We start from the raw sequence: 21,231 nt of genomic DNA, 5'->3' as shown, positions 1-21,231 counted from the left end.
AAACAACGGGAGATGTTCATGACCTGGGAATACGCGCTAATTGGGTTAGTTGTCGGTATCATCATCGGTGCCGTGGCCATGCGTTTTGGTAATAGCAAATTACGTCAGCAGCAGGCGCTGCAGTACGAGTTGGAGAAAAACAAAGCCGAGCTGGAAGAGTACCGCGAAGAGTTGGTGAGCCATTTTGCGCGCAGTGCAGAACTGCTTGATAACATGGCAGATGACTATCGCCAGATTTATCAACATATGGCGAAAAGCTCCAGCAACCTGCTGCCGGGCATGTCTCCGGATGCCAACCCGTTCCGTAACCGTCTGGCCGAATCCGAAGCGGGTAACGACCAGGCGCCGGTTCAGATGCCGCGCGACTATTCTGACGGCGCATCCGGTCTGCTCCGCGGTAGCGCAAAACGCGATTAATCTGCATTCCATAAATATTTCACGGGCGCATCACTTGCGCCCGTCCTCTTCTGCTCACGCCGACTATATTTACTTCAATAACATCAGTCTTTTCGGGAAGTATTGTCCTTGCATCCAGGGTCATGAGGGCCAGCATCAATGAAGAAATCGACTTTACTGTTAAGTGCATTGGCATTAAGCATTGGATTATCGCTTGCCGTACCGGCACCGGTACTGGCCTCGCTGCCAACGCAGGTTCCGGGTCAGGGTAGTCTGCCAAGCCTCGCGCCGATGCTGGAGAAAGTTCTGCCTGCCGTGGTGAGCGTGAAGGTTGAAGGTTCCGCACCGGTGAATCAGCAGGTTCCGGATGAACTGAAGAAGTTCTTTGGTGATGACGGCAGCAATCCGGCCAATGAGCCAACGCAGCAGTTTGAAGGGCTGGGTTCCGGCGTCATCATCGATGCCATTAAAGGCTATGTGCTGACCAACAATCATGTGGTGAGCGACGCGCAGAAGATCAGCGTGCAGCTCAACGATGGTCGCGAATTTGAGGCCAAACTTATCGGCAGCGATGACCAGAGCGACATCGCCTTGCTGCAAATCCAGAAAGCCAGCCATCTAACGCAAATTGCTATTGCCGACTCCGATAAGCTGCGCGTAGGCGATTTCGCCGTCGCCGTCGGCAACCCGTTCGGCCTCGGTCAGACCGTAACCTCCGGGATTGTTTCAGCGCTGGGTCGCAGCGGGCTGAACCTCGAAGGGCTGGAAAACTTTATTCAGACCGATGCCGCCATCAACCGCGGTAACTCCGGCGGTGCGCTGCTTAACCTGAACGGCGAGCTGATTGGTATCAACACCGCCATTCTGGCGCCGGGCGGCGGCAGCATCGGTATCGGTTTTGCTATCCCGAGCAATATGGCGCAAACCCTGGCGCAGCAGCTGATTCAGTTTGGTGAAATCAAACGTGGTCTGCTCGGTATTCGCGGCATGGAGATGACGGCCGATATCGCGAAAGCGTTCAACCTTGATGTACAGCGCGGCGCGTTCGTCAGTGAAGTGCTGCCAAACTCGGGCTCAGCCAAAGCCGGGATTAAGTCCGGCGATGTCATAACCAGCCTGAACGGTAAACCGCTCAACAGCTTTGCCGAACTGCGCTCCCGAATCGCCACCACTGAACCGGGCTCGAAGGTCAAACTGGGCCTGCTTCGCGATGGCAAACCGCTTGAAGTGGAAGTGACGCTGGATAAAAGTACGTCGTCCACCGCCAGCGCACAGCTCATTATTCCGGCGCTGGAAGGGGCAACGCTGAGCGACGGCCAGGCGAAAAGCGGTACCAAAGGCGTGGTCATCTCCAACGTCGAGAAAGGCAGCCCGGCGGCTCAGGTTGGCCTGCATAAAGATGATGTCATCATCGGCATCAACCGCCAGCAGACCGGGTCAATTGCTGAACTACGTAAGGTGCTGGAAACCAAACCGGCGGTGATTGCCTTGAACGTTATGCGCGGCAACGAGAGCATTTACCTGCTGATGCGTTAATCCTTAAAAGCCGGAAAGCGGATAAGTGAAATCATGTGCTGTAGGCCGGATAGGCAAAGGGTACAAACCGGAAACATAGGTAACACTTTAGACCGGATACATGGGTAACAGTTATAACTGGCATAGAAGAGGAGACTCGCTATGCCCTGGACTGAGACCCGACCTATGCAACGCCTTGATTTTATCCGTGCCAGCCAGACTGGCACGATGTCTTTCTCCGCGCTCTGCCGCCTCTTCGGCATCAGCCGTAAAACGGGCTATAAATGGCTCGGGCGTTTTGAGCCCTCAGAGCCTGCGACGCTTTTTGACCGCTCACGCGCACCACACTCACATTCCCGCACCATCCCGCCAGATATTGCTGCCCATCTGATGGCGTTACGACAAAAACACCCTGACTGGGGGCCGAAAAAGCTGCGGATGTGGCTCCTTAATCATCAGGTCGACTTCCCGGTCCCGGCTGCCAGCACCATCGGTGACATCCTCAAACGCCAGGGGCTGGTTCCGGACAGAAAACGCAAACACAGAACCCCCGGTAATCGTCAGCCGCTGACCACTGTCCAGAATATTAATCAGGTCTGGAGCGCTGATTTTAAAGGGAAGTTCAGACTGCTGAGCCGGGAATACTGCCATCCGTTTACGCTAACGGATAACCACAGTCGTTACCTTCTGAGCTGCCGGGGTAACCATCACGAGAACACCGTGTTCGCCCGGCAGTGCCTCACTGATGCCTTCCTTGAATATGGTCTGCCGGATGTACTGCGAACCGATAACGGGCAGCCCTTTGCAGGTGTCGGGGTAGCGGGTCTCAGCCGTCTGTCAGTCTGGCTTATCAAGCTGGGCGTCAGACCCGAGCGCATCAGGAAGGGACATCCGGAAGAAAATGGTCGTCATGAACGCATGCACCGCTCGCTGAAAAGTGCGCTGAAGCACGGGAATATCTTCAGAACGCAGGAGGAGCAACAGGCCTGGTTCAGTCATTACAGAGAAGAGTTTAACCAGGAGCGTCCGCATGAGGCACTGGGAGGAAGTACGCCGGGCCAGGTATGGCGGCCTTCATCGCGTCGCTGGGATGGAAAGGTCCCTGAATATGAGTGGCCTGAGGGGGCACGGCTGTACAGGGTGATGTCGAAAGGAGTAATACACATCGGTAAGGAAGTGTTCCTGAGCGAGGCGCTGCTGGGAGAATACATCATGCTGGAAGAAAAAGATGATGGCGTTGAGGCCATCATCTTTAACGGAATAACGCTTGCTTACTATGACCGGAAAAGCCGTAGTATTATCCGGATAGACTAGGAAAGTGTTACCTATGTTCCCGGTCTGAAGTGTTACCTATGTATCCGGTCGTACAAAAGCGCCATCCGGCCTACAGCTCACCAAAACCCTTAACGGACCCGCATTGGAAATCGTGTGGAATGTATGTCTGGTAAAGTCGTGGTATGCTTCGCCCAGTTTCCTCATAAACGATGCCTGTATCATGCTTCTAAAGCTCTTACGTTCCGTCGCACTAGGCTTACTGGTTGGCGGCATATTGATTGTTACCGTCCCGTCTTTGCGCCAGTGGAACCCGCTCGCCACTCAGCGCTTTAGCAGCACGGACGAAACTCCTGCCAGCTACAACTCGGCGGTGCGCCGTGCCGCTCCTGCGGTGGTTAACGTCTATAACCGTAGTCTGAACAGCAATACCAACACCCAACTCGAGATTAAAACCCTCGGTTCCGGCGTGATTATGGATCAGCGCGGATACATCGTTACCAATAAGCACGTCATTAACGATGCGGACCAGATTATTGTCGCACTGCAGGATGGTCGCGTGTTTGAAGCGCTGCTCGTCGGCTCCGATAGCCTGACCGACCTCGCGGTCCTCAAGATTAACGCCACCGGCGGTCTGCCGGTCATTCCGATTAACCCAACCCGCGTGCCGCACATTGGCGACGTGGTACTGGCTATCGGCAACCCGTATAACCTCGGGCAGACCATCACGCAGGGGATCATCAGCGCCACCGGTCGTATCGGCCTGAACCCAAGCGGTCGACAGAACTTCCTGCAAACCGATGCCTCCATCAACCACGGTAACTCCGGCGGCGCGCTGGTGAACTCGCTGGGCGAGCTCATGGGCATCAATACCCTTTCGTTCGATAAGAGCAACGATGGCGAAACGCCAGAAGGGCTAAGCTTTGCCATCCCATTCCAGCTGGCAACTAAGATTATGGATAAGCTTATCCGTGACGGGCGCGTGATTCGTGGTTTCATCGGTATCAGCGGCCGCGAAATCGCACCGCTGCGCGCGCAAGGCGGCGGTATCGATCAGATTCAGGGGATTGTGGTTAACGAAATTGCGCCAGACGGCCCCGCTGCGCAAGCCGGTATTCAGAACAACGACGTGATTATCTCGGTGAACGGTAAACCGGCGGTTTCCGCACTAGAGACCATGGACCAGGTCGCGGAGATCCGCCCGGGTTCAGTGATTCCAGTCGTGGTCATGCGTGACGATAAGAAGTTAACGATGCAGGTAACGATTCAGGAATACCCAGCGTCCAACTAAACGACCAAAAGCAAAGGGGCCCTCGGCCCCTTTGTTATATTCAGCGGTCAGATCTTATTTATTGATAAAATCTTCGCCAAGCTGAATATCTTTTCTCAGCGTATCCAGCATTCCTTCCAGCGCCTGCTGTTCGTAAGCGCTCAGTTTGCCGATAGACTGACGTTCTTCAATCCCATTTTTACCCAGCAGCAGCGGCTGTGAGAAGAAACGAGCATATTCGCCATCGCCTTCAACATAGGCGCATTCAACTACCCCTTTCTCACCCTGCAGAGCGCGAACCAGGGACAAGCCAAAGCGTGCAGCAGCCTGGCCCATGGACAGGGTTGCTGAGCCGCCACCGGCTTTTGCTTCAACCACTTCGGTACCCGCATTCTGGATACGCTTGGTCAGGTCATTGACTTCTTGTTCAGAGAAGCTGACGCCTGGGATTTGCGACAACAAAGGAAGAATCGTTACGCCGGAGTGGCCGCCGATAACCGGGACCTCGACGTCACCGCATTTTTTACCTTTCAGCTCAGCCACAAAGGTATTGGAGCGGATGATGTCCAGCGTCGTGACGCCAAACAGTTTGTTTTTGTCGTATACGCCCGCTTTTTTCAGCACTTCAGCGGCAATGGCCACGGTGGTGTTGACCGGGTTGGTAATAATGCCAATACAGGCTTTAGGCGCGGTTTTTGCGATTTGCTGCACCAGGTTTTTGACAATCCCGGCGTTAACGTTAAACAGATCGGAGCGATCCATACCGGGCTTACGCGCTACCCCAGCAGAGATCAGGACAACATCCGCCCCTACCAGCGCAGGCGTCGCATCTTCACCAGAGAATCCTTTGATTTTGACATCAGTAGGAATATGGCTGAGATCGACAGCCACGCCAGGCGTGACGGGGGCAATATCATAGAGGGAGAGTTCTGAACCTGAAGGCAGTTGGGTCTTTAGTAGTAGGGCAAGCGCCTGGCCAATACCGCCGGCGGCACCAAGGACTGCGACTTTCATCCTAAACTCCTTATTATGGTTAATGACATTCAGGTAATAACCTGTCGTGGACCGCATAACCGACGCAAGAGATACCTGTTGTTACTCCGTTGCGGCGACCTTAATTCACAAGGTAAATAATTACAATATAATTGCTTACAGAATGCGGGTATGACAGCAGCATTGCTGGCGTTACCGCACTACTCCCAGAAAAAGGTCTATCTACGAAACCAAACTTTCATCAACTATCGATTACAATATACTCAGCACGTTGCGTAAAACAACAGCAATTTAATAACAATTCATTTACTTTTAACTTATTTAGATCCCGTGATATAGGCATGTTTCTTAGGTCTAATTTTTGCTAAAATCCGGCCTTTCTCTATTTGGCCTAGCCTCTTGGGATAAATTGTTTTGCATAAAAATTCACCTATATGCATAATAATGTTAATTTCACCACCATACTCGGGTGACTTATGCGAAGTTCAACTAAACAAGAAGAATTAGTTAAAGCCTTTAAAGCGTTACTGAAGGAAGAAAAATTTAGCTCTCAGGGCGAAATTGTTCAGGCCTTACAAGAAGAAGGCTTCGATAATATCAACCAATCCAAAGTCTCTCGTATGCTGACGAAGTTTGGCGCAGTGCGAACTCGCAACGCCAAAATGGAGATGGTTTACTGCCTGCCAGCAGAACTGGGTGTACCGACCACCACCAGCCCGTTGAAGAATCTGGTTCTGGATATCGACTACAATGACGCAGTCGTTGTGATTCATACCAGCCCAGGCGCCGCACAGCTTATCGCGCGCCTTCTGGACTCTTTAGGCAAGGCTGAAGGTATTCTCGGCAGCATTGCCGGTGATGACACTATCTTCACCACACCGGCTCGAGGCTTCACTGTTAAAGATCTCTACGAGGCCATTCAGGTTCTGTTTGAACAGGAGCTGTAATCCCTCGTGATACTCCTCTGGTCCCTCCGGAGGAGTCCGCTTTCCCACCGACTCACCCGCCGTTTCTTCTGCCGCTTCGTTAACATTTAGTGCGATTTTCCACCCTAAACCATAGTTTCAGTGAATATATCCCAACTTAACCGCACAAAACATCAAATTATCCTATCCGTTTGATTTTACGCATTATTGACGACGAACTTTGCCAAAATATGCGTTTTTTTATACGTATATCTTCTAAAAATGACGATTCCTGACAACTAATTACACGAGAAACAATTAGCTGGGTATTAATATTTTTCGTGATTAGTGTATACTTAATTTCGTGATGAGGGTCACAAAACAAAGGCCCTCCAAAAAAATACGACGAGGTGAGTATCATGAAAATCAAAACAACCGTTGCCGCTCTGAGCATCCTATCTGTTATCTCGTTTGGCGCTTTCGCCGCTGACTCTATCAACAGCGACCAGGCACAAACCCGTCAAGCAATCGGCACCGTATCTGTCGGCTCTGTCGGTTCAAACCCGATGGACATGCATGAAATGCTGAACAAAAAAGCAGAAGAACAAGGTGCATCTTCTTATCGCATCATTGAAGCGCGTACCGGTGACCATTGGCACGCAACGGCAGAACTGTACAAATAAGTTAGTGTGAAGCAATACGTCGGCATTCAGTAAAAATTTCCACAGCGGTCCCAGGAATCAGCAACAACATCCTCTCACCGCTGCAAAATAAGGTGAGGAGTAAGAATATGAAAAGCGCAATTATCATCGCATCCCTTGGTCTGGCATCTGTACTTTCTTTCGGCGCAAGCGCCGCAGCACACCAGGTAAGTCAGGACCAGGCACAGAACCTGCAATCAATGGGCACCATCTCTGTTTCACAGGTTGGTAGCGACCCGATGGATATGCGTAGTGAGCTAGCCGCAAAAGCAGAGAAAGAAGGTGCTAGCAGCTATCGTATTATCGAAGCACGTACCGGTGACCATTGGCACGCTACAGCTGAGCTGTACAAATAAACCCTCGTCGTCTTGACCGACGACTTGCCCTCGCTTTTTGGCGAGGGCTTTTTTTTATCCGCGCTGGACGTTAAAGCGCAGCATCCCTTCCAGCTCTTCTTCTGCTTCATCAAAGAGCAAAATAAGCGCGCCGTAACGTCGTCGCTGCTTTTCGTCCAGATGCAGGAACTCAATCTCCACGGGTAACGGTATTTCTTTGCTGGTCACCACATCCCACAACGTGTCCAGATCGCGTATTTTCTCGCGATCGAGGGCAAAGAGACGGGCGAACTCCCGGTAAAAATCGCCCTGATCCTCTATCTCGTCAAAATCAAAAGTATAGATTTTCATCTTACGCCCTCATCCCATTCAACTGACTAAAGTCCCCCAATGTGCAACGTTTTCACTTCGAGGTACTCTTCCAACCCCAGCACCGAACCTTCGCGGCCAAGCCCGGACTCTTTCACGCCACCAAACGGCCCCAGCTCGGTTGAAACCGCGCATTCGTTAATGCCGATCATCCCACTTTCCAGCGCCTGCGAGACACGGAAGACGCGGGAGAGGTTTTGGGTATAGAAATAGGCCGCCAGTCCGTAAGGTGTATTATTCGCGCGATGAATAACATCCTCTTCGTCGCTAAAGCGGAAACAGGCCGCCAGCGGGCCAAAAGTCTCTTCCTGCGCCAGCAGCATCGTTTCCTGACAATCTCCCAATACCGTCGGTTGCCAGAAGTTTCCCCCCAGCGCATGCGGCTGACCGCCGGCTAATACTTTCGCCCCTTTCGATACCGCATCTTCAACGTGCTCACGCACCTTTTTAACCGCAGCAGGCTCAATCAGTGGCCCAACAACGACACCGTCATCCAATCCGTTCCCCACTTTTAACGCTTTCACTGCGGCAGCAAGCTGGCTGACAAAACGCTCATACACGCTGTCATGGATATAAAAACGGTTCACGCTCACGCATACCTGCCCGGCATTGCGGAACTTGTTGGCTATCGCCCCCTTCACCGCAGCATCGATATCAGCATCTTCAAAAACGATATACGGTGCATTCCCCCCGAGCTCCATGGAGACTTTCTTCATGGTTTCGGCCGCGTTACGCACCAGCGTCTTCCCGACCGATGTCGAGCCGGTAAAGGAAATTTTGCGCACGTCATGGCTCGCCATAATAGCGTCGCTTATCTCCAACGTATTCCCTGCTACCGCATTCAGTACGCCATCAGGGATCCCCGCTTTCTTCGCCAGCGCCAGCAGTGCGAACGCGCATAGCGGCGTGTTATTCGCGGGTTTGATAACACCGGTACAGCCCGCGGCCAGCGCAGGCCCCAGCTTGCGGGTGAGCATTGCCATCGGGAAGTTCCACGGCGTGATAGCCGCGACAACACCGATTGGCTCGCGGGTTGCCAGAATACGTGAACCCGGTTTAGCCGGCGGAATAATCTCGCCGTTCGCTCTTTTGCCCTGTTCGGCAAACCACTGAATAAAACTCGCCGCGTAATCCACCTCGCCTTCAGCCTCTTTCAACGGCTTGCCCTGCTCGATGGTCATCAGTTTCGCCAGCCAGCTTTTATGTTCGATGATGAGCTGGTACCAGCGATACAGCAGTTCTGAACGCGCCTTCGCCGTTTTTGCCCGCCATAGCGGGAAAGCGCGCGCTGCGGCGGCAATGGCCTGCTCCGTCTCCTGTTTCCCGGCCTTCGCGACTTTGGCGACAACCTCGCCCGTCGCGGGGTTGAGTACATCAAAGGTGGTGTCGAGCTGATGCCATTCGCCGTTCACCAGGTAGCCCGTCTGGAAAAGATCGTTGTCCTGCCATGCTTGCGTGGTCATTACACCCTCCTGAATAGTGTTTCCATTTAAGTATAGCTATCGCTTTTGGCGTAATAGTTGTCAGAATAACGAAAGTCTTATTAACGATAAGGAACCTGCGGTGAAGCGCGACAATCCTGTTTTCAATAAGCTGTGTCACGACCTTGGTATGACACATTTGGCCGTTGAGAGGGTGTCATTTACCCACAACACGCCGGTCTATCCTACCCCTTTTGCCATTGGTGAAGCCGCAGCCTCGGTGCTGGCGCTACAGGGCATGATGCTTGATGTGCTTCGCGGCAAGCAGCAGCCGATTACCGTCGATTGTCACAGCGCCGCCGCCTCAACGCATGCGGTGACCTTCCAGCAGCAGAACGGCTTTAACTGGCAGTACAACGATCCGGATTACCCCACAACCGATTTCTATCTTACTGCCGACAATCGTTGGATATTCCTGCACGGCGGCTACCCGCGTTTACGTGATGGGATCCTCGATATCCTCGATGTGCCAAATAGCCGTCATCGGGTGGCGCAGGCGGTCGCGCAGTGGGAAGCGCAAAAGCTGGAGGAGACCATCGCCGAAGCAGGGCTATGCACCGCTATCGCGCGTAGCCATAAAGAGTGGCTGGCTCATCCTCAGGGGCTTGCGGTCAGCCAGGAGCCGCTCATTCGTCTGACACGGCTAACCGATAGCGCGCCCAAAAACCGTCGTTACGATACGCCACGGGTACTGAAGCCGCTACGCGTTCTCGACTTCACTCACGTTATTGCCGGGCCAACGGCAACCCGCGGGCTGGCGCAGATGGGAGCCGATGTGCTGCATCTGTCGTCGCCTTATCGCCCGCGTATTCTGCCGTTTGATGTGGATACCAACCACGGCAAGCGCAACGCTTATCTTGAACTCTCCACCGCAGAGGGCCGCGCAACGGCGGCACAGCTGGTGCGTGACGGTGATGTTTTTGTCCAAAGCTACCGCCCCGGCGCTCTCGCCCGCTATGGGCTGAGCGATGAAGAGATGGCGCAGATTAATCCGCAGATCATTACAGTTAATCTGAACTGCTACGGCCACCGCGGGCCATGGAAAGACCGACCTGGCTTTGAGCAGCTTGCTCAGACCGTCACCGGTATGGCGGTTGCACAGGGCGGCACCGGGCAACCGGTGCTGGGGCCAACTTACCCCAATGATTATCTCAGCGGCTATCTCGCCACGCTGGGCGTGCTGATGGCGCTGGAGCGTCAGCGTAATGAAGGCGGAGCATGGCGGGTAGACGTGTCATTGTGCCGGACAGCAACGTGGCTGCAGCAGTTGGGGAGTATTGCGGATTATCAGACGATTGCCCCACCAGACGAGACGGCGATCGCGCGTTGTATGGTAAGCGAAGAGGGGCCGTTCGGTGAGTTGCGCTATTTCAACAGCGCGCTGGAGCTTGCACAAACGCCGATGGCGTTTGCGATGCCGGCCATGCCTTTAGGTGCGCATCGCGCGGAATGGTGGTAAGGCTCCCGGAGTCGCTGCGCTCGTCCGGGCTACAATCACAGGTAGCCCGGACGAGCGCAGCGACTCCGGGAAAACACTCAGCTACTGGTCAACGCGCCCTGATATTTATGCAGCATCGTCACCAGCCGCTCAACCGGCTGAGTAACCTGCTCAGGAGCTTCCCAGACGCGCAGTTTTTCCTGATAAACCCCGAGTTCCTCCAGCAAACGCGTGAAGTAATAACGGCGTTTGTCATCGCTGGTTGCTGAAATCACTCGGTCAGCGGTGCGGCGCAGCTGACGGTGGAAGGCCGACAGATCGTCATTCACCGGAATAGGCGCATCGCGCAGGCGCTGATGCGCAATGATAAGCGTCAGCGCCAGGCGGAACTTCGCAATATCCCCCGGGAATTTGTTCAGCAGCAAAAACAGCTGCTGGTAGAGTCCCGGCAGGTGGTTCTCTTTTCGACGAGCCATATTGGTGGTCATCGCCGACACCGCCGCAAACACAAACTGGTTCAGCAGCACGCGCCCGGTACGCAGGCGGGAGTTATCGCGGATAAGCAGAATGACGATAAACGCCATAAAGCAGCCGACAATCTGCCCTAATGCACTGTCGAGGAACTGGCTGAAGTGGAAGGTCATCGGGTTATCCAGCACCAGAATGTTGATGGTACTGGCCAGTGCCCCCATCGATCCCAACCGGCGCTTTTGCACTTCAATGCCAATAAAGAAGCACATGACCGCCAGGCTAATACACAACAGCAGCATACTTTGTTGCGTCGCGGGGATGATAATCAGGAAATAGAGCGCTCCCAGCGGCAGCGCCGCAATGGTGCCGTAGATAAAGTCTATCGCCACCATGCGCGGATTCGGTAAACGCATGGCCAGTGAGGTAACCACGGCAATCATCACCATCGCACCGCTACCCGATGTCCAGCCGGTCCACAGCCAGAAAAGAATGCCCAGCGCGCAGGAGAGCGTGGTACGCCAGAAGTTGATCATCGCGTGGTGACGTTCGGCAGACTCCGGTCGCACGACCACTTCGCTTTGCAGAATTTCTTCTTCGCGGGCGCTGATTTTCGTATTACCAATCACGCCGCGTTTGAGCAGCAGATAACGCGTGGCGGCCCCTACCCAGCTGTAAATTGTTACCGGCGTATCGTGCTCACCCGTCCACGCCAGCACGCGGCGCATTCGTTTAAGCTGGCGGTGAACATCCTGCACCGTTTCAACCGGCTCTTCGAACAACTCACGATAAGCGTCAGTGACCAGCTCAGGCCGCGAGTTTTGCATGATGAAGGTTTCACAAGCCTGAGTCACCATGGTCAGCGAAACGGTGTTCAGCGCCTTCAAGCGACGGTTGGCCCAAGCCCAGCGTGAGGACTCCATATTCAGGTTGCCGCGCATCCCTTCCAACGCAGCGGTGCGACGCAGCAGCGCCAACCAGGCTTTGTCCATCTCATCGCTATCGCCATGCTTGATGCACAGCTGCATCAGGCGATATTGATCGATAAGGATGGCATCGAGTTCGTTGTCGATCTCTTTTTTGATCGATCGCGGTGAAAACAGGAGATCGGCGACGATCGCACAGATAATCCCCAACACGATCTCGCTGCAGCGTTCCACGGCAAACTGCGGCGTCAGCAACGGTTCGGCCTGAATCGTGATAACGATAATCAGCGCTGTATAGCCGGAGAGCCCCCAGGCGTAGGAGTTTTCAACGCGAACCAGCGAAGAGATCCAGGTACAGAAACCGGCCCAGATGCTACAAACCAGCAGCATCAGCAGCGGCGCACGGATCATGGTGATGATAATCACCAGCGCGGCGATACAGCCGATAAAGGTCCCGACAATACGCAGCATCCCGCGATAGCGGATTGCCCCCGCGTAGGGTTCTCCACCCGCAGCGAAGGCCGGACCGGCCGCCACAATAGCGGCAGTCAGCACCGCCCAGCGCGGCGTTTCAAGCTGAAAGTGGAAGCCGACAAACAAGGCCAGCACCACCGCACAGGCCAGTTTGACGGCAAAGCGGATGTGCTGGTTGGCAATGCTAAAAATGCCCATGGCAATTAACCGAATTCACGCAGACGCAGCGCCAGCTTCTGGAAGAAGCTCATGCGGCTGGCATCGCGGTCTTTCTCACCGGTAATGACCACCGTGGCGGTCGTACCCGCAGGCCACAGGTTACCTGTCTGTTCATCCAGACGGATACGCACCGGTACACGCTGAGCCAGACGAACCCACTCCAGGTTGGAGTCGATGGTCGCCATCCCTTTGCTGTCGACGCTGCTACTGGCGTTGGTGACGCCCGCCGCAACGCTATCAACGGTTCCTTTAATTACATGGTTGCTGCCCAGCGGGGTAATTTCAGCGCGGTAACCCGGACGTACGCTTGAGAGCTTGGTCTCTTCAAGGTAGGCCATCACATAGAAGGAGTGCTGTTTCACCAACGCTACCGCTGTAGAACCACGGGTAATAAATTCACCGGCGTAGACATTCAGGTTAGTCACCCAGCCATCCGCTGGCGCGCGAATCACCGTGCGATCCAGATCCAGACGCGCCAGATCGCGCGTGGCTTGCGCTTTCGCTAACTGGTGCAGCACGGTTTGCAGCACGTTATTGGATTGGTCTATCTCTTCGCGAGACATGGCAATCACGCCCAGCTTGTTACGGCGCCCGGCTTCTCGGCTTTTCTCATCCGCCAGCGCTTTGTAGTAGGCAACGTCAGCATTCGCTTCTTCCAGCGCCTTCTGGTAGCGCGGCTGGTCAATAATAAACAGAACCTGATTTTTGCTAACCAGTTGGTTATCCTTGACCTGAACATCGGTAATCAGGCCGGATACGTCAGGAGCAATGGCGACGACGTCCGCGCTAAAACGCGCATCACGCGTCCACGGAGATTCGGTGTAATAGACCCAGGCACGGAAAATAGCGATGAATGCCAGGATGACCAGTATCACCGTAATAGCGGTACGGGAGATATTTCTTGTTAGTGTTTTCACATCTACCTCAGACGAACAAACGTGATATTAGATAAAACAGGCAGCAATACAGTGCGGTGTTGAACAACGCGGGATGCCAGACAAAATCATAGATCCCGGTTGGCGTCAGCACGCGACGCACCAACCAAAAAATGGCGAGCGATAAGAGCAGCTCAAAGAAGATCGGCGGGAATGAGAGACCGAAAATCACGATGACAGGAAACAGGCTCATGTTGACCTTACTAAACTAGCGTGCAGGTGAGATTGGAACTTTAATTATTCAGCTAACAGTATTTTAACGTAACTGTTATAGCCTTATCTACATAGTGTGATGCAAATCACTTTTAAGCCAGAGTGAACAATGGAACGACTAAAACGGATGTCGGTTTTTGCCAAAGTTGTCGAGCAAGGCTCCTTTACTGCCGCGGCACGTCAGCTACAGATGAGCGTTTCTTCCATCAGCCAGACTGTTTCTAAACTGGAAGATGAGCTGCAGGTCAAACTGCTTAACCGCAGCACCCGCAGCATTGGCTTAACCGAAGCCGGTAAAATTTACTATCAAGGTTGCCGCCGAATGCTGTTCGAAGTGAAGGATGTACACGAACAGCTTTATGCCTTTAACAACACGCCGATTGGTACGCTGCGCATCGGCTGTTCTTCAACTATGGCACAAAATGTACTCGCTGCCATGACGGCGGAAATGCTCAAAGAGTATCCAGGATTAACCGTAAATCTGGTGACGGGCATTCCAGCGCCGGATCTGATTGCCGATGGTCTGGATGTGGTTATCCGCGTCGGAGCGCTGCAAGACTCCAGCCTCTTCTCTCGCCGTCTGGGCAGCATGCCGATGGTCGTTTGTGCGTCCAGAAAATACCTCGCGCAGTTTGGCGTGCCCGAAAAACCGGCGGATTTGAGTAACCATTCGTGGCTGGAATATAGCGTTCGTCCGGATAACGAGTTTGAGCTGATTGCCCCAGAAGGGTTGTCGACTAAACTGCTGCCAGAGGGGCGATTTGTCACCAACGACCCGATGACCATCTCTCGCTGGCTGGTCGCCGGTGCCGGCATTGCCTACGTCCCGTTGATGTGGGTGATCAATGAGATCAACAGCGGTGAACTCGAGATCTTATTCCCACGCTATCAGTCCGATCCGCGCCCGGTGTACGCCCTGTATACCGAAAAGGACAAGCTGCCGCTCAAGGTGCAGGTCTGTATTAACTATCTGACCGACTATTTTGTTAAAGTCGCGGAGCTGTTTCAGGGGATGCGTGGAAGAAGGAAAGAATAAGCAAGGTCATATATATTCCGAAACTGAACATCCCGACTAAAGATATTTGGCATAAATATTTCCTGAACTACAGTAGCGGTAATTCAGGAATAAGTCATTCGTACTATTAAGTTTGGCTAATTGACACCGTGGCCGTCTGACTATTATCTTGTATTACGTCTGATGCTCAGACGGTTGCATTTAATTAAAATATAAAAACAGAATGCATTGAACAGGACCATTTTAACCAAGGACTCAGAATGAATCTATTCGAACAAACACCGCCTTCACGCAGGCGTTATGGGCTTGCCGCGTTCATAGGGTTAATCGCAGGGATCGTCTCCGCGTTTGTGAAATGGGGTGCAGAAGTGCCTCTTCCTCCGCGCAGCCCTACCGATTTATTTACCGGTGCATGCGGGCCTGAACAGTTAATAAGAGCCGCGAGCCAAATCGATTGTTCCCGTAATTTTCTCAACCCCCCGTATGTATTTCTTCGCGACTGGTTGGGCGTCGCAGACCCCAATGCCGCCGTTTACACTTTTGCTGGACATATATTTAACTGGGTCGGCGTAACGCATATTATTTTCTCCATCGTCTTCGCTGTGGGTTATTGCGTGGTTGCTGAAGTCTTCCCGAAAATAAAACTCTGGCAGGGTTTGCTTGCCGGTGCTTTAGCTCAGCTTTTTGTCCACATGATCTCCTTCCCGCTGATGGGGCTGACGCCACCGCTGTTTGAACTGCCGTGGTATGAACATGTATCAGAGATCGTGGGCCACCTGATTTGGTTCTGGTCGATTGAAATTATCCGTCGTGATTTACGTAACCGCATCACTCACGAACCCGATCCTGAAATACCGCTAACGCATTTGCGATAAAAAAAAGCGCACCTCAATGAGGTGCGCTTTTTAGATGACGCCTTGTTCAGGTTAAGCAGTACCGCCCACCGTCAAATTATCCACCTTCAGCGTCGGCTGACCCACGCCAACCGGCAGACTCTGACCTTCTTTGCCGCAGACGCCAACGCCGTTATCCAGCTTCAGGTCGTTACCGACCATAGACACCTGCTGCATGGTTTCGATACCGGAACCAATCAGCGTCGCCCCTTTCACCGGCTTGGTCACCTTACCGTTTTCAATCAGGTAGGCTTCTGAGGTGGAGAAGACAAACTTACCGGAGGTGATATCCACCTGACCGCCGCCAAAGTTTGGCGCGTAGAGGCCGTATTCAACGGACTCAATGATTTCCTGCGGCGTGGATTTCCCGGCCAGCATGTAGGTATTCGTCATACGCGGCATTGGCAGGTGCGCGTATGATTCACGGCGGCCGTTACCGGTTGGCGCAACACCCATCAGGCGTGCGTTAAGCTTGTCCTGCATATAGCCTTTGAGGATCCCGTTTTCGATCAGCACGTTGTACTGACCCGGCGTCCCCTCATCGTCGATTGCTACAGAGCCACGGCGGTCAGACATGGTGCCATCATCAACGATAGTACAGAGTTCAGAAGCCACCAGCTGGCCCATCTGGCCGCTGAAGACCGACGTGCCGCGACGGTTAAAGTCGCCTTCCAGACCGTGGCCCACCGCTTCGTGCAGCAGTACGCCAGGCCAGCCCGCGCCCAGCACCACCGGCAGCGTACCCGCCGGAGCGGCGACCGCAGAGAGATTCACCAGCGCCATGCGTACGGCTTCTTTCGCCCAAGCATCGGCACGAACTTCACCGTCGAGGTCAGCGAGGAAGTAGTCGTAGCCAAAACGGCCACCGCCGCCGCTGGCGCCGCGCTCACGTTTGCCATCTTCTTCCACCTGCACGCTCACCGACAGACGTACCAGCGGGCGCACGTCGGCCGCCAGCGTGCCATCCGTCGCGGCAACCAGAATCAATTCATATACGCCGGTCAGGCTCGCCGTCACTTCCTGCACGCGGCTGTCTGCGGCACGCGCCACGCTGTCCACGCGGCGCAGGATATCCAGCTTCTCTTCGCGGGTCATGCTTTGCAGCGGATCCAGCGAGGTATAAAGCGCTGAGTGCTCTACCGCGCCCAGCGTCTGCACTTTGCCGTTACCCGCTTCACGCACAATGGTACGCGCCGCCTGTGCGCTCTGCTCTAGCGCCAGCAGGCTGATCTGGTCGGCATAGGCAAAACCGGTTTTCTCGCCGCTTACCGCACGAACCCCCACGCCCTGGTCAATGTTATAAGAACCATCTTTAATGATGCGATCTTCTAAAACCCAGGATTCGTGGTAGCTGGACTGAAAATAGAGATCGCCATAGTCCAGACGACGCTCCGTGAGTTGACCAAGAATGGCGAACAGATCCTGATGATTCAGGCCGTTCGCTGCCAGCAATTGTTCACTTACCAGGTTTAGACTCATTATTTCGCTACTCGTTAATGGCCCGCGCGCTTCACGCATTTCGAGCCGGTATTCCGGGTGTTTGTCTTATGAGATTGAGGCAATTCAAGGCTTGCGTCAAATCATGGCTTTTTGTCGCTGCGCGCCTGGCGCAGCACTTCGTTAATTTGTGGCTTATCAATCGGGCCGGTGATGCGATAACGCAGGATAGAGACTTTGTTCCACAGCGGGCTAAGTACTTTCGTCGCCGCAAACACCGCCGCGCCGATAATCGGGTTCACCGCGAAAGCCGTCGCCACGCTGACCGTCGCCGAAATTTCCGGCGCGACGATGGCTTCCATATCCAGCTCGCGTCGCACCAGATTGACCGACCCTTTCATGGCGATATCGGCTTCCAGACCATCAACCAGCGTATCATCAGTATTCAGCACGCCGTCTTTGATCCACGCGGTACTGCGAATAGAATCAAAGTAGAAGCCTTCACTGAAGGTGTCGCTAAAGTCAAAGCGCAGCTTACGCAGCAGCGCATCGACGCTCAGTAGACGCAGCAGTTGTCCGGCATGGCCCGTGGAAAGATCGGTAAACTGCCCTTTGCCAACGCGCGATTTCAGAATACCGTTCAGCGACGCAACATCAGGCTGCCACGGTTTATCACGCCAATGTAAATCGTAGTCTACATCAACGGAAGAATCGCGAATCGGCGTTGAAACCCCGAAGAAAGCCGTAGCCTCATCAATCTTGTTTCCGTGAATTTTCCCCTTCAGCGAGGTGCGCTGCCCGGACGGTGAGTTTACCCAAACGCCATCGGCGGTTAAGCGGCCAAAGCCGGTATCCACCAGCCCGTTAGCCAGAGTCAGGGTATCGCCCTTCACGCTGAAGTCACCATCGATACGGCCATATTTCTGCCCCCACAGCCAGCATTCGGCGCAGCGAAGCTGAAGATCGGGCCAGCTGTGGAAATCTATCGCACTGCTGCTTGAGGTGTTGCTTAGCGGGCCTGTAGCAGCGGTCTGCGCCAGCGGATTAGCCGACGGGTTGTAATAAAGGTAGCGAACGGCGGCCTGCCACGGTGAGCTATTTTTCATCGTCAGGCTGGCGTTAATTTCGCGTCCCTGAGCTTCCACCCGCGTGCCGTCTGCCGTTGGTTGGGACACCACGCTCAGGTTATTCCACTGCTGGCCTGCAAAGGTCAACGACGACGTACGCAACGTCACGTTTTGCGGGAAGGCGGCAGCAGAGCTTACGCCGTCGGCCGCGCCGTGCTGGAACAGCGCCAGCCACTGCGCGCCGTCCATCGGCGGCATATTCAATTCCACGCCCGCCGTTTGCGGCAGCGGCGGGATAGTACGGCTGTCCGAGGCCCAGATAGCGCTCTCAAGCGTGAGCTTTTTCCCCAACAGCCAGCGGCTATTCAGGTGGTTATCCGGCCCCACGTTGCCGGTCAGAGTGAAGCTATGCAGATTCCCGTCGACGTTGAGCTTAACCGGCAGCGATTTCCCCGCCGCTTTATCCGCCGGAGACGGTAAGCTACTGCTCATATTTTGCAGGTCGCTGGTGATACCGACCTTGTAGGTCGCGCTGCCGTGATAAGGAAGCTCAATAGCAACGTTACCTTTCCACGGTACGCTGCCTTTAAGCGCGTCGTTAAGCTGTTTTGGCAGCACGCCCGTTTTCGCTGGCTGCCAGTCCGCCTGCATATTGACGCCCACCTGATAGGATTTCTCTCCCTCATTGGTGGTGAAATCGACGTTCAGCGGCTGATTGAACCAGGTGGCGGTCAGCGGCTCGCTCGTCAGGTTGCCATTATCAAAGCTGAAGCGGCCTTTGAGGTTATGCAGCGTGCTGTCGAGCGGTTTGATAAACAGGCTATTATTGTTCAGCGCGACGTTACCCGTGGCCTTCACCAGCTCGCCATCCAGCGGGATATCAAGATGTAAGCGAGCGCTCACATCGCCATCAAGCTGGAGCTCTTCGAGGGTCGCACCCAGGGATTTGTCGAGCGGCGTCTGCTGGAAATACGGGCCAACCGCTTTACCAGGACCGTTAATATCGGCATCAATCAGCAGCTTCTCTTTGGCGTAGTCTGGAATCGACGCATTCAGGTTGCTGGCGGTCACGCCGCCAAGCGCCGCTTTATCCGCCTTCATCCACAGGCCAGCATTGATAAAGTTAAGCTCGATATTCAGATTGGTCAGCGCCGGCCAGTCCGGCTGGAAGGCAAAGGTCGCATCGTGCAGCGGCACATAGACCTGGAACTGTCCTTCGTTATGCTCGTACGGGAACAGGTGTGGGTTACCGCCGTAAACCAGAGTGGCGTTCTCCGCTTTACCCGCCTTGATAGCACCACTCAGGTAGTCAACAAGCGCTTTCCCCATCAGGTTTTCAGGGAAGTAACGCCACGCCTGCCCACCGTCGTCAGTACTGATACCGGCCAGAATCCCCAGCCACGGCTGGTCGTCCTTCGGCTGCAGATAGCGGAAACCGCCCGCGGCACGAACGCCCGTCGCCGTGACATCGATATCACGCCCATCGAGCATGAAGCCTCTACCGTCATTGACCCAGTTCAGGGTCGCAACGCCGTTGGCAATCTCCAGCGGTGCGCGGAAGACGTGTTCGTACGGCATCTTCGCGTCTTTCATCGCAACATGCAGCGAGCCATTTTCCAGGCTACCGGCAATGTACCCAGAGACGTTCTCAGCGCCAGGCAAAAGTTTCCACTGCTTCCAGCCGAGGTTATTCCAGCTCGCGTTAAAGCGGGTTTTGCCCGTATCCTGAAGCGGGATATCAATCGCCAGAGCATCGACCATGCCCGCAGGCTGTGCGGTGCGCCAGATGTCGGCGACGTCAGGTGAAAGTTTTTCAGCGATCGGCAGCAGGCCGTTTAAGCCAGCCGGTGAGAGATGGCTCGCGCGGATGCGCAGTTCGTCACTCCGCTTATTGTTCGGCCCCCCAACTTCTTGAGCCGGGATCCATGCCAGCGCCAGCGCCCCGCGAGGCCACGGCGTATCGTCAATCGTGATACGGGTATCGGGAATGCGGAGCTCCCAGCCCTGTTTCTCACGCGACAGGTGCGCGGTGAGGTTATCCACCGCCAGATGGTGATCCTGCTGGTCGCCCTGCCAGCTGGCGCCACCCTGTTTCAGCCAGACATCGCCGTTGGCGATTTCGCCTTTATCCAGCGAAGCCCAGCCTTCAAGGCTAAAGCGAGCGCTGGTCAGCGCGATATTGTCCTGCATCCACTGTCCCAGCCACGGCTTCACATCGATGTCGTCAGCCTGGAGCCAGATGCGGCCTTTATTCAGCAGACCATTTTCATCACGCAGATCCATACGCACTTTCATCACCCCGTGCTGCCCGGTGAGGCTCGAGAGGCTAAGCTCCCCTTCGGCGCGGTGACGGTTGTCATTGTTGACCCAGGTGAGCTGCGGAATGGCAAGTTCAGCACGCTGGCCGGAGAGCGTCAGGAAGCTGAGATGGCTATCGCGCAGGGTGAAGTGGTCAAACTGGCGTAAGAACAGATCGCCGACGCGGTCGCCCTTCAGGCCATCGCCGCCGTCGTTATTCTGTAGCGGCGTATTGGTATGAATTTGCAGCTGCCAGAAGGTCAGCTCGCGAAACTGCCAGCGCATGTGCAGCAGGCTTTGCCAGACATCCAGCGCCATCGAAGCACGTTTGATAGACAGTTCGCCGCCGTCGTTCATCGCAACGTGGATATCGCGCACGTCCAGCGTCGGGCCGAAGTTTTGCCAACTGGCGTGGATCTGAGAGGCGGAAACCGGCAGCCCGGTGACCGCTTCAATTCTGGTCAGCAGTTCAGGGCGCCATTTATCCAGATGTGGCAAGGCGAGACGCAGGCCGCTCACCAGCAGCGCGACAACGACAATCAGTGTGGCAACGGTGAGCAGTAAAATCCCCGGCAATCGCCTCACGCATCTCTCCTTGGGTCGCAGCAGGC

At 54.6% G+C, this 21,231-nt stretch carries 18 protein-coding genes; 10 read left to right on the top strand and 8 right to left on the bottom strand.

The window, feature by feature from the left end:
• Positions 1 to 18 precede the first annotated feature (18 nt).
• The 4 genes from zapG to degS all read left to right on the top strand — a co-directional run bounded on the left by zapG (position 19) and on the right by degS (position 4,474).
• The gene (gene zapG / locus MY052_RS02435) at positions 19 to 417 is read left to right on the top strand and encodes a Z-ring associated protein ZapG (RefSeq protein WP_035891191.1); all 399 of its coding nucleotides are present in this window, start codon (positions 19 to 21) and stop codon (positions 415 to 417) included.
• 138 nt (positions 418 to 555) lie between these two features.
• Positions 556 to 1,932, top strand: a complete 1,377-nt coding sequence (gene degQ, locus MY052_RS02430) for a serine endoprotease DegQ (RefSeq protein ID WP_248538146.1) — start codon at positions 556 to 558, stop codon at positions 1,930 to 1,932.
• A gap of 141 nt (positions 1,933 to 2,073) precedes the next feature.
• The gene (locus MY052_RS02425) at positions 2,074 to 3,225 is read left to right on the top strand and encodes an integrase core domain-containing protein (RefSeq protein WP_248537482.1); all 1,152 of its coding nucleotides are present in this window, start codon (positions 2,074 to 2,076) and stop codon (positions 3,223 to 3,225) included.
• Between the two features lie 181 nt (positions 3,226 to 3,406).
• Positions 3,407 to 4,474 (top strand): outer membrane-stress sensor serine endopeptidase DegS, encoded by a 1,068-nt coding sequence (degS, locus tag MY052_RS02420; RefSeq protein WP_248538145.1) that lies wholly within the window; start codon positions 3,407 to 3,409, stop codon positions 4,472 to 4,474.
• A 54-nt stretch (positions 4,475 to 4,528) separates the two neighbouring features.
• Here degS and mdh read toward each other — a convergent pair whose 3' ends face one another.
• Positions 4,529 to 5,467: a malate dehydrogenase gene (mdh, locus tag MY052_RS02415; protein ID WP_035891194.1), complete on the bottom strand. Its 939-nt coding sequence runs from the start codon at positions 5,465 to 5,467 to the stop codon at positions 4,529 to 4,531.
• A 455-nt stretch (positions 5,468 to 5,922) separates the two neighbouring features.
• Here mdh and argR point away from each other — a divergent pair, with 455 nt between their 5' ends.
• The 3 genes from argR to yhcN-B all read left to right on the top strand — a co-directional run bounded on the left by argR (position 5,923) and on the right by yhcN-B (position 7,408).
• Complete coding sequence (argR, locus tag MY052_RS02410; RefSeq protein ID WP_035891195.1) at positions 5,923 to 6,393, top strand: transcriptional regulator ArgR; 471 nt, start codon at positions 5,923 to 5,925, stop codon at positions 6,391 to 6,393.
• A gap of 377 nt (positions 6,394 to 6,770) precedes the next feature.
• Positions 6,771 to 7,034 (top strand): peroxide/acid stress response protein YhcN, encoded by a 264-nt coding sequence (gene yhcN / locus MY052_RS02405; RefSeq protein ID WP_035891196.1) that lies wholly within the window; start codon positions 6,771 to 6,773, stop codon positions 7,032 to 7,034.
• A gap of 107 nt (positions 7,035 to 7,141) precedes the next feature.
• On the top strand, positions 7,142 to 7,408 hold the full coding sequence (gene yhcN-B / locus MY052_RS02400; RefSeq protein ID WP_035891197.1) for a DUF1471 family stress response protein YhcN-B: 267 nt from the start codon (positions 7,142 to 7,144) through the stop codon (positions 7,406 to 7,408).
• A gap of 54 nt (positions 7,409 to 7,462) precedes the next feature.
• Here yhcN-B and MY052_RS02395 read toward each other — a convergent pair whose 3' ends face one another.
• Together MY052_RS02395 and MY052_RS02390 are read right to left on the bottom strand one after the other, a co-directional pair.
• The gene (locus MY052_RS02395) at positions 7,463 to 7,738 is read right to left on the bottom strand and encodes a barstar family protein (RefSeq protein ID WP_035891198.1); all 276 of its coding nucleotides are present in this window, start codon (positions 7,736 to 7,738) and stop codon (positions 7,463 to 7,465) included.
• A gap of 26 nt (positions 7,739 to 7,764) precedes the next feature.
• Positions 7,765 to 9,219 carry an NAD-dependent succinate-semialdehyde dehydrogenase gene (locus tag MY052_RS02390; RefSeq protein WP_123651677.1) on the bottom strand — a complete coding sequence of 485 codons (1,455 nt, stop codon included), beginning with the start codon at positions 9,217 to 9,219 and terminating at the stop codon, positions 7,765 to 7,767.
• 148 nt (positions 9,220 to 9,367) lie between these two features.
• Here MY052_RS02390 and MY052_RS02385 point away from each other — a divergent pair, with 148 nt between their 5' ends.
• Complete coding sequence (locus MY052_RS02385; RefSeq protein ID WP_248538144.1) at positions 9,368 to 10,696, top strand: CoA transferase; 1,329 nt, start codon at positions 9,368 to 9,370, stop codon at positions 10,694 to 10,696.
• A gap of 77 nt (positions 10,697 to 10,773) precedes the next feature.
• On the opposite strand, the gene aaeB is transcribed toward MY052_RS02385, so the two are convergent.
• From aaeB to aaeX, 3 genes are read right to left on the bottom strand one after another with little or no spacing between them, the layout of a single operon-like run.
• Entirely contained in the window at positions 10,774 to 12,741 is a 1,968-nt protein-coding gene (gene aaeB, locus MY052_RS02380) for a p-hydroxybenzoic acid efflux pump subunit AaeB (RefSeq protein ID WP_035891202.1), read from the bottom strand.
• A gap of 5 nt (positions 12,742 to 12,746) precedes the next feature.
• The gene (gene aaeA / locus MY052_RS02375; RefSeq protein WP_035891203.1) at positions 12,747 to 13,679 is read right to left on the bottom strand and encodes a p-hydroxybenzoic acid efflux pump subunit AaeA; all 933 of its coding nucleotides are present in this window, start codon (positions 13,677 to 13,679) and stop codon (positions 12,747 to 12,749) included.
• Positions 13,680 to 13,686: 7 nt separating this feature from the next.
• Positions 13,687 to 13,890 (bottom strand): p-hydroxybenzoic acid efflux pump operon protein AaeX, encoded by a 204-nt coding sequence (gene aaeX, locus MY052_RS02370; protein ID WP_035891204.1) that lies wholly within the window; start codon positions 13,888 to 13,890, stop codon positions 13,687 to 13,689.
• A gap of 129 nt (positions 13,891 to 14,019) precedes the next feature.
• Between aaeX and aaeR the strand changes: the two genes are divergently transcribed.
• On the top strand, positions 14,020 to 14,946 hold the full coding sequence (gene aaeR / locus MY052_RS02365; protein WP_035891206.1) for an HTH-type transcriptional activator AaeR: 927 nt from the start codon (positions 14,020 to 14,022) through the stop codon (positions 14,944 to 14,946).
• Positions 14,947 to 15,185: 239 nt separating this feature from the next.
• The gene (locus tag MY052_RS02360) at positions 15,186 to 15,800 is read left to right on the top strand and encodes a YagU family protein (RefSeq protein ID WP_035891208.1); all 615 of its coding nucleotides are present in this window, start codon (positions 15,186 to 15,188) and stop codon (positions 15,798 to 15,800) included.
• Between the two features lie 51 nt (positions 15,801 to 15,851).
• Here the strand turns inward: MY052_RS02360 and tldD are convergent, their stop codons facing one another.
• Both tldD and yhdP read right to left on the bottom strand, forming a co-directional pair.
• Positions 15,852 to 17,297 (bottom strand): metalloprotease TldD, encoded by a 1,446-nt coding sequence (gene tldD / locus MY052_RS02355; RefSeq protein WP_115073702.1) that lies wholly within the window; start codon positions 17,295 to 17,297, stop codon positions 15,852 to 15,854.
• Positions 17,298 to 17,398: 101 nt separating this feature from the next.
• A complete protein-coding gene (gene yhdP, locus MY052_RS02350) occupies positions 17,399 to 21,205 on the bottom strand; it encodes an AsmA2 domain-containing protein YhdP (protein ID WP_202217097.1) in 3,807 nt (1,268 codons plus the stop codon).
• Between the last annotated feature and the right edge of the window lie 26 nt (positions 21,206 to 21,231).

The sequence above is a fragment of the Kluyvera ascorbata genome, from assembly GCF_023195735.1.
Classification (GTDB): domain Bacteria; phylum Pseudomonadota; class Gammaproteobacteria; order Enterobacterales; family Enterobacteriaceae; genus Kluyvera; species Kluyvera ascorbata.
The sequence above is the reverse complement of the archived record's forward strand: the minus strand, read 5'-3'. Positions and strand labels throughout refer to the sequence as shown.